Source organism: Streptomyces sp. Y309 (assembly GCF_056712025.1).
Genome location: NZ_JBWYAE010000002.1, coordinates 1 through 12,926, shown reverse-complemented (window position 1 = coordinate 12,926; position 12,926 = coordinate 1). Strand labels below are relative to the sequence as shown.

Genomic DNA, 12,926 nt, shown 5'->3' with positions numbered 1-12,926 from the left:
AGTCTCCGGCACGTCAGCCGTCGCCGGCGCTCCTTGCGCCGCAGCCGCTTCGTCCGCCGCGCTGCGGCCGCGGCGCCGTCGGGGCGGCGACGTCACGGAAGACGACGGTGTCTTCGATCTCGACCTGCACAGGGACCGAGCCGTCGGCGCGGAGCAGCCGCTCTTCGGCGGTGTCGAGGTGCACTGACACCCGCACGGCCTGTGCGTCGGGGTCCAGGTAGGTGAAGGTCAGGATGCCCGAGACCTCGACGCAGGGCAGCCCCTCGTCGTCCGGATCCGCCATGGGGTGGAAGACCGCCGAGCTGTTGGCCCTCGCGCATTCCTCGGCGTCCGGGAAGAAGACGAAGCGGCTGAACCACCTGCCGAGGAGGTCGACGACGTCCGCGCCTGGCCATTCCCCGGTGCGTGCCTCAAGCTCACGCAGTTGTGCATGCAGGTCGCTGACGGCCCTGCCTTCGGGCGTGGAAAGGTCGGGTGTGATCACAGGAACTCCTTCACGTGGCGGCGGGCAGGGGGCGTTCACGGTTTGTCGGTCAGCGTGCGCAGCCTGTCGGCCGGGCACTGCTGCTCGGGAGGGAGCCACGCGGTGCGCAGCAGGCGTCGGCGCACGACGGGCACGTCGAGGCTGATGCCGCGCGGGGCGCCGGGACGGTCGGGAGCGAGGACCAGGCGTCGGGCAGTGCCTCCTAGCGCCGGGGCAGTTCCCGCAGTTCGGTCAGGGCCGCCGGGTGCGTCGTACGCGGCCGTGTCCAGCGCGCGGAGCCGCTTCGCGGCGGCCTCCTGGCCCTGCGCGACGGACACCGCATCGGGCAGCTCGCCGATGTGGCCCACGACTTGCCCGAAGGTGATGGACATGCGGGTTCGCCTCTTTGTGACGAGGGAAGGTGGCCCGGCCGGTCAACGGGGCGTGCCCGGCCGGGGAACAAGGGGGAGGTGCCGGTCAGTTCGTGCTGTCCCGGTGACGGCTGACGGCTTGCTGCTCGACCTCCGAAAGCTGGTAGCTGCCGTCGGCGGCCTGCCCCAGTGATTCCAGGAGCAGCAGGTAGCGGGCGTAGCGGCGGTCGGGGGACTCCCACAGGTAGATGTGATCCATCCGGGAGGCGTCGAACTGCTTCGGCTCGCGGATGGCGTCTTCGAACGCGGCGGCGACCTGGGCGAACAGCACATTGGCCAGGCGGTTCTTCGGGAGGGCGGCCGCGAGGGCGGCGGCGGACTCCTGCTCGGGGTCCTTGGCGCCCAGCAGCAGGGCCACGGTCTGGGTCTTCTGCTTGTCCGCCCACTTGCCGTAGAAGCGGGGCAGCTCCAGCAGGACCTGCTGCGTGAACAGCCGGGCCTCCTCCGGCAGGGCCTTGCCGCGAACCAGCCGCTTGAGGAACTCCTGACGCGGCCCGGCAGCGGCCTTCCATGCCCGGTTGCAGGCCACGACCCGGGCCCGCTCCTGGGCCTTGTGGTGGTCCTCTTCGGTCTTGGGCTTCTTCGGCTGCGGGCGGACCTTGTGCCCGTACGCGGACGGGTTGTCGCAGTGCCAGACGGGCCGGTGCTCGTCGTCCAGCCGGGCGCTGTGACCGGGGCAGTTGGCGTGGTTGTCCTGGGAGAGCGGATTGCCCAGCCCGGTGGTCAGCTGGGCCAGCGGCCGGGCAGGGTCCTTGTGCGAGGACGGCGCCGTGTCCAGCAGCGTGATGCCTGCCTCAGCCAGCTCGGCCTTGGCCTTGGCGAGGGCTTCGGCGTCGTCCCGCTCGGCGGCCAGCAGTGCCACCTCCTGATCCCAGAAGCCGCGCCCGCCGCCGCCCTCGGCCTGGTCGCGTGCATGCGCGCGCATGAGTCTTGGCTCCGAGCCGCGCAGGCCCTCGAACTCGGCGAGCTGGGCGGTCTGTTCCAGGTCCAGGCCTTCGGCGGCCGCCCGGCGCAGTGCGGAGTCGTCGAGCCGCTGTGCCGTCTTGGCCTGCTTGACGGCGTTGCGGCCCACGCCGAGTGCCTTGGCGGCCCTGGCGCGGTCGGCGTCGTTCATGTCGATCAGGGCGAGTTCCTGCCCGCGCAGGCAATCCCGCTCGCTCATGCCCGCACGGTGGTCGTTCTCGATCACGGACAGGAGCCGGGTCCAGCCGTCGTTGCCGACCAGGTCATCGCGCACCCATGCCTTGACGGGGCGCAGCGGGCGGCCGTCTTCCTCGGCGGTGGCATTGGCGATCTGTGCCGCCTGCGCACGCCTCCAGCCCTTGAAGACGCCGTAGGTGCCGTCGCCCCGGGGGCGGACGCTGATGGCTTCCTCGACCCCGATCTCCTTGACGGAGGTCTTCAGCTTCTCGTCCGGCTCGGTGTCCTCCTCGCGGGCGTTGCACGGGTCGCGTACCAGCAGCGCCGGGTCCAGGCGGGCGAGCTGCGGAGCGGCTTCCTCACGCTCTTGCTGGGCGTCTTCTTCCTGAGCGGTGCTCTGGTCGGCCGTGGTCGGGACGGCAGTGGCCATGGGGCTCTCCTTCTGCGTGCCTCATCGGCGGGTTGGAGGGCGGTGGGTGGCGGCACCTCCGCCCACATGAAATAATAGTGTGTTGTGTTGTGAGGGCTAGATACCCCCTGAGCTGCGTGGATACGGCTTCATGCAAGGGGGTTTCGGCGCAGGGGCCGGATTGCCGGGAACGAGAAGACGTAGTGGCCCAGGTCGCGCAGAGTGCCGGCGGTGCACTCCGCGTCGGCCGGGCTGCTGGCGGCCCGGCGGGTGAATGCCTCGATCCGCTGTTCCAGGAGAACCCCTGCCCGGCGAGGGCCTGTTCGGTCGCGGGCGTGCGGTCGATGCTGGACCTCGGTGCGGCGACGAGTCCGTATGCGGGATCGGGAGTGACCAGGAACATCAGGCGGTCCTTTCGCTGCGCGGGCCGCCCCGCCGGGGTGTGATCAGCCTCTGGCGGTGATCGCGTAGTCCGCCTCCAGGATGGTGAGTACCGCGCGCATGGTGACGCGTGTTTCCGCGCTCGGCGCCGTGTAGGGGAAGTCCAGGGCGCCCACGGTGTCGTCCAGGTGGTCGTCGGGCATCGGCAGCGTTGTACCCGCTGGGGTAGAGGGCGACGGTGGTCGCGGCGGCAGTGCGGCCGCGGTTGTAGACGATGGCTTCCTCGGCGGTGGCGTCGGTGCCGAGGGCGTCGCGCGCGGTGGGCGGCAGTGCCGCGATCCCGGCCGTGAGCCGGCGGACGGGGACGCGGAGACGGGGGCGATGGCAGGGCGCGGCGCAGTGCGGAGCATGGCAACTCCCCAGGGCTGGAAGGGGGGAAGGGGGGAAGGGGGCCGCCACCTGGTGGGTGAAGTGACGGCCCTCGATTCACTAGGGAACTGTCCCGCCGGGGGTGTGGGGCGGTGTACGCGTGGCCCCGCTCTCCTACGGGAGGGCGGGGCCGCTTGCGCATGCAAGGTGGTCAATGCAGGGCATCGATCGCCTTCACGATCAACGCCCGTGCTTCCGCGCCGTACACGGCCATGCTGCGCAACTGCTCGAACGCGTCTGCGTACACGGCGATGTCACTGGGCTGCGTGACGGTTACGCGCGCCGAAAGGATCTCCACCGACACGAGGGTGTCGTCGTACATGTGGAAGGTCTCGATGGGCCACATCGGCCGTGCGGGCGTCTCCATGGGAATCACGCCGAGCGACACCGACGGCAGCGCCCCGGCGGTTAGGAGGTATCCGAGCTGAGCAGCCATTGCTTCGGCGTCGGCAACTTGGTGGCGCAGGGCCGCTTCTTCGACCACGAGGACGAAGCGATGGCCGGGCTCGTGGAGGACTCGGGAGCGTTCAAGGCGAGCGGCGACGGCCTCCGCTACGTCGTTGGGGATGTCCCGGAACTTCGTGATGGTGGACAGCAGGCCCATCGCGTATCCCTCGGTCTGCAGCAGGCCCGGCACCAGAGTGGGCGAGTAGACACGGAAGACCCGGGTGGACTTGAACAGGGGGAGATAGCTCTGCTGAAGCTGCTTCAGCCCGGAGCGCAGTTTGCGCCGCCACTCCACGTACATGGACTCGGCGTTGCGGGACTGGGCGATGATGTCCGGGGCTTGGTCGGTGACACCGCAGGCCTGGCACCAACGACGGATGTCCTCGGTCGAAGGAGGCGTGCGGGCGCCCTCGATCCGGTACGTCTTCGGGTGACTCCAGCCGCAGCGCGCGGCCAGCTCACTTCCACTGATTCCGGCGTCCAAGCGGATTTCCCGGAGGCGCTGCGCGACAGACTCGCGCGCAGCTTGAGCCGAGGACGACGGAGAGATGGGCATGGGCTGGCCTGACTGCCTTAGCGCTAGGTGATCTTGTAGTTGTCGTGGGGAATGGCGCGCTCCCACACGGCCTCGAACGCGCTGGCGCACAGACTCGCCACGGCTGGGTCGGTGCTGATCTCCCCGTCTGCTGAGGCTCCCTTACCCGTGAAGTGGTTCCACCTCACGAGATGTTGGTCGATGAGCCAGAAGTCATTGGCGGGAAGGGCGATGTTGGAGGTCTGGCGCCTCGGCAGCCACCGCACGTGCTCGCCCGCGATGACGTTCTTGAATGTGCCGTCGTACAGGAAGCGTGTGTACTCGCTGACCGGCTCGGAGACGATGCGGGCGCGGCGCACGACGACGCCTCGGCTCACCGTGTCGGCGATCAGGGAATGCCACGGACGCCACCAGGATGTGCGATCGCCGGGCGACTGCCGCATGCCGTCTCGCCATGCGGCGAACGGGCCCTTCTCGTAGTCCACGGCGTAGGCGTCCCTCATCTCCAGGTGTACGGCGGAGCGTTGCGCCATGCCGAGGAGCTCACTCCACGCCGGAACGCTCGAGGGCATCGCACGCCTCCCCTGATCATGTGCACCATCCTGGCCGGGATACGGATCACCGCCTCGCTTTCCGGGATGCCGGCTGCATGGCCAGGCGCCTGGAAAGCGGCGCACTCCACTGCGAGTTCGGCCCCCGCCTTCCACCCCTGCAGGACGAGTTCCTTCTGCTGCAGATCGGCCCAGACCGTGGGGCTCTCACCTTCCTCGGTGTTGGGGTCGATCCCGATGAACAGTAACGACATGCCTGCCTCCACTGCCGATGGTGTGCACAGATGAACACCACTGTCAGTCGGCGTAGTTGGAGGGGCAAGGGCGCTGGGCTGCGAGGCCTAGTGCGGCATATTGCTGTGTACATCCGTGCACATTGCTGGCCGTGATGCACAGCACGCTCCTAGCGTCGGAAGTTCCAGCACAGACCTCGGCGGCCGCGCGAACGGCCCCGGGGCGTGGCCGACTATCGAGGAGTCGACGTGGCCGAGAGTATGGGCCCCCGGCCGGGCCCGGGAAGCAGCGCACGGGAGCAGGCACCGGACAGGGGCGCGATCGCCGACTGGCTGGCGAGGGCCCACTCCGTGCCGCGTCAGGCTGTGTCCGAGTGGGCGAATCACGGGGTGGCGTTGCTGCCGCTTGGCCGTCGCTTCGACGCGGTCCGCATCCAGCCCGAGCGCATCCGCGCCGCTGTCGGCAGCACCGGGCCGGACACCGTGGCCACGGTTCTCACCGACTGGCTGCACGGCCCCGTCATCCGTGACACGCGGTACAGCGAAGGCCCCTACTACGCGCTCGTGCCGCCGGGCGCGCAGTGGGACGGCGAGGAGGAGCGCCTCGGCGCGGACACCTACCTTGGCATCCCCCGTCTCGGCCACGCGTCGGTGCTCGCGGCCTGGGTGGTCCTGCCGCAGTTCCCGGGGAACCTGTGCGACACCGCCCGGTTGCGCGCGCTCCTGGACCTCTCCGAGCCTCTGCCTCTGCTGAGGGTTGAGTCATGACTCCCGTATCCGACTTCGATGCCCGGGCGACGAAGCTGTACCGGAACTACATGGGGCATCTGCACGGCTGTCCCCGCTGTCAGCGGGAGGAGCACTGCGCCGAGGGCACGCGCATGCGCCGGGCCTGGAAGGCAGCCCAGGGAGCCGCCATCCAGGCCCGCCGAATGCGCGCGGCGGGGCAGCGGTGACACGCGACGTCACCGAGCGCCGCCGTGCCGTACAGCCATGCCTCGACCTGGTGGCGCGCGTACGTTCCCGCGCCGTTGTGACGGTGGCGCAGGTAGGGGAAGGGGTGGGCCGTCGCCCGGTGGCTGTGTCACTTTGTGAGGGAGTCATGTGGAGGTGGTTCCGGGAGTCACCTCGCCTGGTTCAGCAAGATCAATGTCAGTGAGTTTTGATGTCACTGGCTCGCCCGAGAGAGGGGTGAGACGCGTGTTCGTCGCCAGCGAAGACGCTCGTGGTCCACGGCTGCTGCTGCCAGGGTTTGCTCATGAATACGACACCAGATGGACGGCCTATCCCACCCGCGCATGCCGACGAACGCGCCATGCTGGAAGCGTGGCTGGACTTTCACCGTGCGACTCTCGCCCTGAAGTGTTCGGGCCTCAAAGATGATCAATTACGGCTTGCTGCAGCGTCACCCTCGTCGATGACCCTGCTCGGTCTCGTTCAGCACTTGGCTGAGGTGGAGCGCAACTGGTTCCAGCGTGTATTCGCAGGTCAGGATGCGCCGCCGGTCTTCGGGGAGAGCAACCTCGACGGGTTTGCCCTTCAACCGGACCGAGGGCTCGACGAGGCGATGGCTGCGTGGCAGGCGGAGGTCGCCCGAGGCCGTGAGTTGATCGCCGACGCATCGCTGGACGGCTCCGGCCGCCTGTCCGAACAGGAAGCGGGTCACGTCGGCGATCAGGGAGTCTCCCTGCGCTGGATCATGGTGCACATGATCGAGGAATACGCACGTCACAACGGTCATGCCGACCTCATTCGCGAGCAGGTCGACGGAACTACCGGCGCATGAAACGTGCTTGCGCGGTCGGAAAGACCGCGCCAGCATCCGAGTTCGTCGATGCAGAGCAGGTCGGTGCGGCCGTAGCGGGCGATCGTCTTGGACAGCTGCTTTTCATCGGCGGCCTCGACCAGTTCGTTGACGAGCTTGGTGGCCAGCACGTAGCGGGCCCGGAAGCCCTGCATAGCGGCCTCGGTGCCCAGCGCGATCAGCAGGTGGGACTTGCCGGTGCCGGAGTCGCCTATCAGGCAGAGCGGTTCGTCCTTCTTGACCCACTCGCAGGTCGCGAGCGTGTTGACGGTGGCGGGGTCGACGTTGGGGTTGGCGTCGAAGTCGAAGGCCCGCAGGCTCTTCTCGCGAGGGAAGCCGCCCGGGCTGGCGCGGCGACGGCCCGGGGTCGTTCAGTGGTGGTGGTGTCCCGCAGTGGGGCCTGCCGGTCCGAGGTCGGGCGGTAGGCAGTAGTCGACGTCTGATTCCGGGGACATGAGGTCGCCGGATGCGGCGTCGGTGCAGTAGGCGTCGAAGACTTCTGCGGCGGTGAGGGGGACGAGGTCTCCCGCTTGTAGACGCCAGCCGCAGACGCGCTCCGTGGTGCTCGGGGTGCTGGTCCGCATGACGAGTCCGCCGGGTCCGGCCGCGAGGCCGACGGCGAGGACCGTGGTGAAGTCGAGGGCCTCGTCGACGTCGACTTGGGTGGCGCCGTCGGCGTCCGTGTCTATGTGGAGGGCTGACACCAGGGTTTCCGTACCTGTCGAGACGCTGCACACCAGGTGCCGGTGGCCTGGTCGGGCGGTGCCGAGAATGCGGGCGAGGACGTCCTGGGCGCGGGTGAAGGCCTCCTGGCCGAGGTCCTTGCCGCAGGAGGCGCAGGTGCCGAGGCGGGCCAGGAGCGCGGAGGCGTACTCCCAGGTGGCCTGGCGGGCGGCTTCGTCGATCAGGACCGGGACGAGGTCGGACAGGGGCTTGCCGTCGTAGAGGATGGTGGAGCCGGTGGTGGCGATTTCAGCGGTGAAGCGGGTGCGGCTGGACGGGGTGTCGGGGTCGAGGCCGGTGTCGGCGCAGAAGTCGGCGTACTCCTGCGGGTCGAAGAGGGCGAGCGTGGTCAAAGTGCCCTGCGAGGCGCGGGCCGTGAGAAGGTCTTCGACCCCTGCCAGGTAGGTCGCGTAGTCGTCGAAGGCGAAGCTGCGGTAGTGCCGCATGGCGCGGAAGTCGCGCTCATCGGTGAGCAGGCCGATCGTGCCCGCCATTTCGCGGCGCAGGACGCGGCGCGTGGTCCGATGGCCGGCGCGCGCCGTGCTTCCTCCCGTGCGCGATCGATCGGCGCGGGGCTCGTCCGGGCGGCGCTCGGAGGGCGGGGGTGTGGAGGTCACGTGCGCGCCTTTCTCGTGGGCGAGTTGAGGAGAATCGCTGCCCGGTCGCACGCAGGAGCCGTGGCTGGTGCTGGCCGGTTGCCGGGGGCGTGCGGTGCAGGCGGGTGGCCGTCCCCGCGGGGACGGGTGGACCCCGGTCTCACATCTTCAATAATAGTGTCTCTTGTCTAGAGGGGAACCCACCCCCTGACCTGCGCCTTCCTCTGGTTTTCAGGGGCCGCCGGGCAGGGATGGGCGGCGGCGGTGCGGGCGCCTGCGCTGCTGCGCGCGCAGGGAGTTGGCTTCGTCCTGGGCCCGGCGAGCGCGCTGACGTTCCTGCTCGGCCACGTCCGCGTAGTACGGGGCCATGGCGGTCAATACGTCGGCGCGGCGGGCCAGGGAGCCGGGGACGTCGGCCAGCGTCAGCAGCAGGACCGGGTGCGGCCGGGCCACGAAGCAGCGTGCAGCTGCCCACCAGGCCGCGACCGCGGTCCTTCTGCCGGATTCGGCTGCGCACCGCTCTGCTTCACCGCGGGCAGCTTCACGCTGTGCCTCAGTGGCCGACCAGGCCAGGAAGCGCAGAAGGGCAGGAGTGTCACGGCGGCGTGAGAGGTCCAGGATGACCGGCAGGTCCGCGCGCTGCGCGACGTGCTCGGCGCAGGCGCGCAGGACGGCGGTGAGCGCCGCTGCGGCCTTGTCCGACACCGGCCTGTCGCTCGTTGCACTCAGCGGGCTGGCCGAGGCCTCACGGTGGTCCGCGTCGCCGTAGAGGGTCAGGCTGCCGTGGTACCCGCGGCTGCCGCGCGCGAGACGGGGCAGGTCCTCGTCGGGGGCGGTGGCCTTGTAGGCGTTGACGGGACCCAGGCAGGCGCGCACCGCGGTGAACCTGTCCCAGTGCCGGGGGTGGTGGGTGCCGGTGACGTGCACGCGGCCGCGCACGGCTCCGGTCACGGTGAACACCAGGGCGTCACCCTGGCGGGGGCCGGCGGACGCACGCGCCGTGCCAGCGGGCGTATCGATGAGCAGGCTGTGATCGGCCACGGGGTTCCGCTCCTCGGAGGCTGGATGTGGGCGAGCGAGGGGGACCGCCCCGGCACTCGTCAAGGGGGAATGCACGGGCACCGGGGCGGCGGTCTTGGCCTGAGGCGGTGAGCTGTCCTGCTGCGCCGCCGCCTCAGAGTGCGGTGGCGGGGTCCGGTACGTCCGGCGTGGGGAGGACCTGAGCATTGCTGCCAGGCAGGACGATCTGTTGCACCGCGTCCGGCGGCATGCTGTGAAGCCATCCGTTCTCGATACGCCAGCCGCGCACGAGCACGTGAGGCTCGTGCCTGGTCACGACGATGAGGAGGGCGCGCTCGACACAGCTTCCCTCCAACGCGATGGTCAACGCTGACTCCATGACGAGGAAGCCGTGCGGGTCGGTGTCCAGGCCCAGGCTCGGCTCGGTCGTGAGCGTGACGCTGACGGCGGCCAGAGCAATGCCCCCGTCACTGTTGGCTGCGCCGTAGTGGAGGCAGTGGTGCCCTTCTCCCAGTACGGAGAAGAGGCCTGCGAAGGCGTCGCACGCACGGTCATTCGCGGCTTCCATCCGAGCGTCACCTGGATAGTTGAGCCGGGGGCGGTGGGCATGGGGCTGAGGTCGACATGAGTTGGCCACAACGACTCCTTTGAGGGCGGTGGGCTGAATACGCACAGGCGCGGCGGGCTGGCGCCGCTAGGAACACGCGCCGTCCTCGTCGGCCGGGCTGCTCGCCGCGACTGCCCGGCCGACGAGGGCGGCGCGGCCGTGCGGTCATTCACGGCGAGCAGCGACCGGAAAGAGGGGGCGGGCGGGGCCAGGTGCGTGGTGTGGTGCGGGGCCTGTGTGGGCCGGGCTCGGGGGCCCGGCCCACACGGGGGCTTCATCAACCGTGCGCGGCGGCGGCCGCGAGAGCGGGCACGGCGAGTGCTTCGAGGGCGGCGGCCTGGTCGGCGTCGCCCAGGGTCTGTGCGGTGGAGGTGATGGCCTGCATGATGCCTCCGGCCGTCATCTGACCCCCGCGCACGAAGTGCGCAAGGATCTTGTCCTTGGTCTCGGCACCGATGCTGAGCGACTTCGTGACGTGCTCGATGGTCTTCGTCGGCTCCGAGATCTCCCTACCGGCGGCCCGCTCCATCTCCGCGACCTTGGCCTGCACGTACTCCGGCGACAGGAAGGTACGCACGGCGTCGGTGGTCTTCGACGTGATCAGGTCCAGCGTCCTGCGCTGGGTCTGACCGGACCAGGAGATAACCCCCTCGTCCTGCCTGCCCCCCAGGTGCACCGCGCGCATGAGGTCCTTGGCCATGGTCAGTCCGTTGCGGCAGACCTGGACCACGGCGCGGGGGGTGATGGTGTACGCCCCGGAACCCACCTCGCTGTTGCTGATCACGAACCCGGCCGAGACGACCGGCAGTTCATCGCCGCTGCGCCCGTCGAACGGGGAGCGGTAGCCGCTCAGCAGGGAGCGGGCACGCACCGCAACCTGTTCGGACTCGACCCGCACGTACATGCGCCGGTCGGTCAGGTCGCAGCCGGTGACGCGGGTCGGGTGGCCGGACTGCTCAACGCCGTCCAGGGCGGCAAGCAGCATGTCGAAGTTGTCCATGAGCTTGTAACTGTCCGACAGCAGTGCACGGGCGACACCCTCTGTGGGCGCCGTACCGGGGGAATGCTCGCCACGGAACGCGCGCAGCATGAACCTGCGCTCCGGCTCGTGCCGCAGCCAGGCGTTGATGTTCTCGTCCAGAAGTGCGACCCGCTCCGCGCGCATGCGGCGCAGATAGGCGAGCGGGATCCGCAGCTTCTCCGCGATGCCCTCGTCCGCGACAGCGGTGGGCCGGTACAGGCCGTCGACATCGGTCACGCCGTCGTCGGTGATCTGGGACTCCACCCCCTCAACGAGCAGGCTTCCTTCAACGGCGCGCAGGGCGGGGGCGGGCACGATGATGTCGAGCTTCTGGTGCTGCTGGCCTTCGAGGATGCTGACCAGGTCGGACAACTCGGCGTTGCGGGCGCCGGTCGGCGCGACGCTCACGGCGCGCTCGGCGAACTGCTGGGTCATGGACGATTCCCCTTCGTCGTCGGCTTCTGCGGTCCGGGGGTGGGGCCACCACCCCCGGACAACTGCAATAATAGTGTGTGTTGGGAGAGTGTGAACCCGCCCCTGACCTGCACACTTAGGGCGACAGGTACTCGTCCACCAGCGTCAGGCTCTGGCGCCGCACCTTCGTGATCCGAGGGCTGCCCGTCGGCGCGTCCAGCGCGTGAAGGTCAAAGCGCGAATCCGTGCTCTGCCCGTAGGGCTCTCCGTACGCGTGGATCGCCCCGACCCAGTAGGCGCCATGACAGCGCGTCAGGCTGCCGCGATACCAGACCTTCTGCCACAGCACCGGACCAGAGCGCTCCGGGTCCACTGCTGGCGTGCCCACTTGCTGAAGCTGGCTCAGCAAGTGGAACGTCTCCTGGACCGTAGAGCGGTCCACCGGAACCCCAACCACGGCCAGCCCGGTGTGACCGGTGCGCACGCCCATCGCCCAACCCAACTCGAAGAGCGGGCGGGCCAACGCCAGTACCCGGTACGGCGCACGCAGCGCCTGCGCGCTGCTCTCACTGCGCGCCAAGATCCGCCACGCGTGGAGGGCCTGATCCTGCTCGGAGTCCGTGATCTCGGCCTCGGCCTGCTCGGTGATCTGCGTGTCTTCCATGGCTTCGCCTTTCATTTCGGTGTGCTGAACAGCGGGGGCGTCCTGCGCCGGACGCCCCGCACGGATTAGCTCAGAAACCCGCGCGAGCGCAGGAACTCAGCCGTAATGTGGGCGATTCCACGAGGCTTGTAGATCTGAGGGAAGCGCCGCATCTCCACACTGGTGCGCCCCGCTGAGTCCGCTTCGATCAATTCACGAACCAGCCGATAGGGCCCGTCACCTGACGGCATTTCCAGGATGATTGCCCCGTGCTTCGTGTCGAAGCGAATACCGATGTAGTTCGCGTCGATGTTGTGCACGATCTTCGCTCCTGCCCGTACACACATGAGTGGCAGGAAGTTCGCGATGGTTCGGGCCTGAATGGCCATGCCTGACATGGATGCGTCTTCGCCGCGCACACGCCGGACAATTCCGGCTTCAATTTGGATTTCCACGTCTTCCCCTTCGTTGGTCATTGCGCCCCTGGGGGTCGCCTCTCCCAGGACTTCAAATAATAGTGTGTGTAGCTTCAGGGCGGAAGCCCCGTTGCGCCACGTATTGCGGTAGATGTTGCGCCCCGGCGTTGCGGTACGGGTTGCGCTGAAGGTTGCGGTGCGCCGACAGGCCTACCCTGCCGGTCCGCAGGTCAGCCCTGCGGATGAGGCTTGGGCGGCTTGCTGACATCCCCTCCGCTCCCGCTGCTGCCATGCCGGTTGGGTAGAAGGAGCGAGGCGGGCAGGGACGTGGCGGCGGCTTCGGGGATTGGGGCGAGGCGGCATCTTGTGCGCGTCGGCTCGGCCGTCGCGCCGGGGTGGTATGGAGGGTGGGGCGGCCGGAGGCCGACCCCGGGTTGGGCCCGGAGGGCTCAACCCGGCCCGGTTTCCGGGAGTTCTGCTTTCCCGGGAAACCTCATAGGCTGTTGTCCTACGGAATGGAATTCCGTAGAACAACAGCGGGGCATGGAATGCCCCAGAACTGAGCAAACATCTGAACCACTACATGGAATAGGAGTTGACAACGCGTCAGTTCCGAAAATGCTTAACCCATTCGGGAATTCGTGAGAATTCCCAAGCCGGCCC

General features: G+C 68.9%; 15 protein-coding genes and 2 pseudogenes. 3 read left to right on the top strand and 14 right to left on the bottom strand.

What is annotated here, in order from left to right; translation table 11 throughout:
- Window positions 1-13 precede the first annotated feature (13 nt).
- The 7 genes and pseudogenes from AC0KTA_RS39395 to AC0KTA_RS39365 all read right to left on the bottom strand — a co-directional run bounded on the left by AC0KTA_RS39395 (window position 14) and on the right by AC0KTA_RS39365 (window position 5,040).
- On the bottom strand, window positions 14-484 hold the full coding sequence (locus AC0KTA_RS39395; protein WP_481056763.1) for a hypothetical protein: 471 nt from the start codon (window positions 482-484) through the stop codon (window positions 14-16).
- A 35-nt stretch (window positions 485-519) separates the two neighbouring features.
- Entirely contained in the window at window positions 520-855 is a 336-nt protein-coding gene (locus AC0KTA_RS39390) for a hypothetical protein (protein ID WP_481056762.1), read from the bottom strand.
- Window positions 856-940: 85 nt separating this feature from the next.
- Window positions 941-2,464 carry a ParB/RepB/Spo0J family partition protein gene (locus tag AC0KTA_RS39385; protein WP_481056761.1) on the bottom strand — a complete coding sequence of 508 codons (1,524 nt, stop codon included), beginning with the start codon at window positions 2,462-2,464 and terminating at the stop codon, window positions 941-943.
- A gap of 425 nt (window positions 2,465-2,889) precedes the next feature.
- Window positions 2,890-3,027 carry a hypothetical protein gene (locus AC0KTA_RS39380; RefSeq protein ID WP_481056760.1) on the bottom strand — a complete coding sequence of 46 codons (138 nt, stop codon included), beginning with the start codon at window positions 3,025-3,027 and terminating at the stop codon, window positions 2,890-2,892.
- Between the two features lie 377 nt (window positions 3,028-3,404).
- Window positions 3,405-4,256 carry a helix-turn-helix domain-containing protein gene (locus AC0KTA_RS39375; protein WP_481056759.1) on the bottom strand — a complete coding sequence of 284 codons (852 nt, stop codon included), beginning with the start codon at window positions 4,254-4,256 and terminating at the stop codon, window positions 3,405-3,407.
- A gap of 23 nt (window positions 4,257-4,279) precedes the next feature.
- Window positions 4,280-4,807 carry a DUF6879 family protein gene (locus AC0KTA_RS39370; RefSeq protein WP_481056758.1) on the bottom strand — a complete coding sequence of 176 codons (528 nt, stop codon included), beginning with the start codon at window positions 4,805-4,807 and terminating at the stop codon, window positions 4,280-4,282.
- Window positions 4,779-5,040: pseudogene (locus AC0KTA_RS39365) on the bottom strand (hypothetical protein). The gene AC0KTA_RS39370 and the pseudogene AC0KTA_RS39365 overlap by 29 nt, the downstream one beginning before the upstream one ends.
- Window positions 5,041-5,268: 228 nt before the next feature.
- Between AC0KTA_RS39365 and AC0KTA_RS39360 the strand changes: the two are divergent.
- The 3 genes from AC0KTA_RS39360 (at window position 5,269) to AC0KTA_RS39350 (ending at window position 6,805) form a co-directional block, all read left to right on the top strand.
- Window positions 5,269-5,787 (top strand): hypothetical protein, encoded by a 519-nt coding sequence (locus AC0KTA_RS39360; protein WP_481056757.1) that lies wholly within the window; start codon window positions 5,269-5,271, stop codon window positions 5,785-5,787.
- A complete protein-coding gene (locus tag AC0KTA_RS39355) occupies window positions 5,784-5,975 on the top strand; it encodes a hypothetical protein (RefSeq protein ID WP_481056756.1) in 192 nt (63 codons plus the stop codon). Before AC0KTA_RS39360 ends, AC0KTA_RS39355 begins: the two co-directional genes overlap by 4 nt.
- A 302-nt stretch (window positions 5,976-6,277) precedes the next feature.
- Window positions 6,278-6,805 carry a DinB family protein gene (locus tag AC0KTA_RS39350; RefSeq protein ID WP_481056755.1) on the top strand — a complete coding sequence of 176 codons (528 nt, stop codon included), beginning with the start codon at window positions 6,278-6,280 and terminating at the stop codon, window positions 6,803-6,805.
- Window positions 6,806-6,840: 35 nt separating this feature from the next.
- Here AC0KTA_RS39350 and AC0KTA_RS39345 read toward each other — a convergent pair.
- The 7 genes and pseudogenes from AC0KTA_RS39345 to AC0KTA_RS39315 form a co-directional block, all read right to left on the bottom strand.
- Window positions 6,841-7,179, bottom strand: a pseudogene (locus tag AC0KTA_RS39345) (ATP-binding protein); the annotation flags it as partial.
- A 15-nt stretch (window positions 7,180-7,194) separates the two neighbouring features.
- Window positions 7,195-8,040, bottom strand: coding sequence for a hypothetical protein (locus AC0KTA_RS39340; RefSeq protein ID WP_481056946.1), 846 nt, complete (start codon window positions 8,038-8,040; stop codon window positions 7,195-7,197).
- Between the two features lie 333 nt (window positions 8,041-8,373).
- The gene (locus AC0KTA_RS39335) at window positions 8,374-9,183 is read right to left on the bottom strand and encodes a hypothetical protein (protein ID WP_481056754.1); all 810 of its coding nucleotides are present in this window, start codon (window positions 9,181-9,183) and stop codon (window positions 8,374-8,376) included.
- Between the two features lie 133 nt (window positions 9,184-9,316).
- Window positions 9,317-9,730, bottom strand: a complete 414-nt coding sequence (locus tag AC0KTA_RS39330) for a hypothetical protein (RefSeq protein WP_481056753.1) — start codon at window positions 9,728-9,730, stop codon at window positions 9,317-9,319.
- A gap of 316 nt (window positions 9,731-10,046) precedes the next feature.
- On the bottom strand, window positions 10,047-11,225 hold the full coding sequence (locus AC0KTA_RS39325; RefSeq protein WP_481056752.1) for a DUF932 domain-containing protein: 1,179 nt from the start codon (window positions 11,223-11,225) through the stop codon (window positions 10,047-10,049).
- A gap of 115 nt (window positions 11,226-11,340) precedes the next feature.
- Complete coding sequence (locus tag AC0KTA_RS39320; protein ID WP_481056751.1) at window positions 11,341-11,868, bottom strand: hypothetical protein; 528 nt, start codon at window positions 11,866-11,868, stop codon at window positions 11,341-11,343.
- A gap of 65 nt (window positions 11,869-11,933) precedes the next feature.
- A complete protein-coding gene (locus tag AC0KTA_RS39315; RefSeq protein ID WP_481056750.1) occupies window positions 11,934-12,323 on the bottom strand; it encodes a hypothetical protein in 390 nt (129 codons plus the stop codon).
- Window positions 12,324-12,926 lie beyond the last annotated feature (603 nt).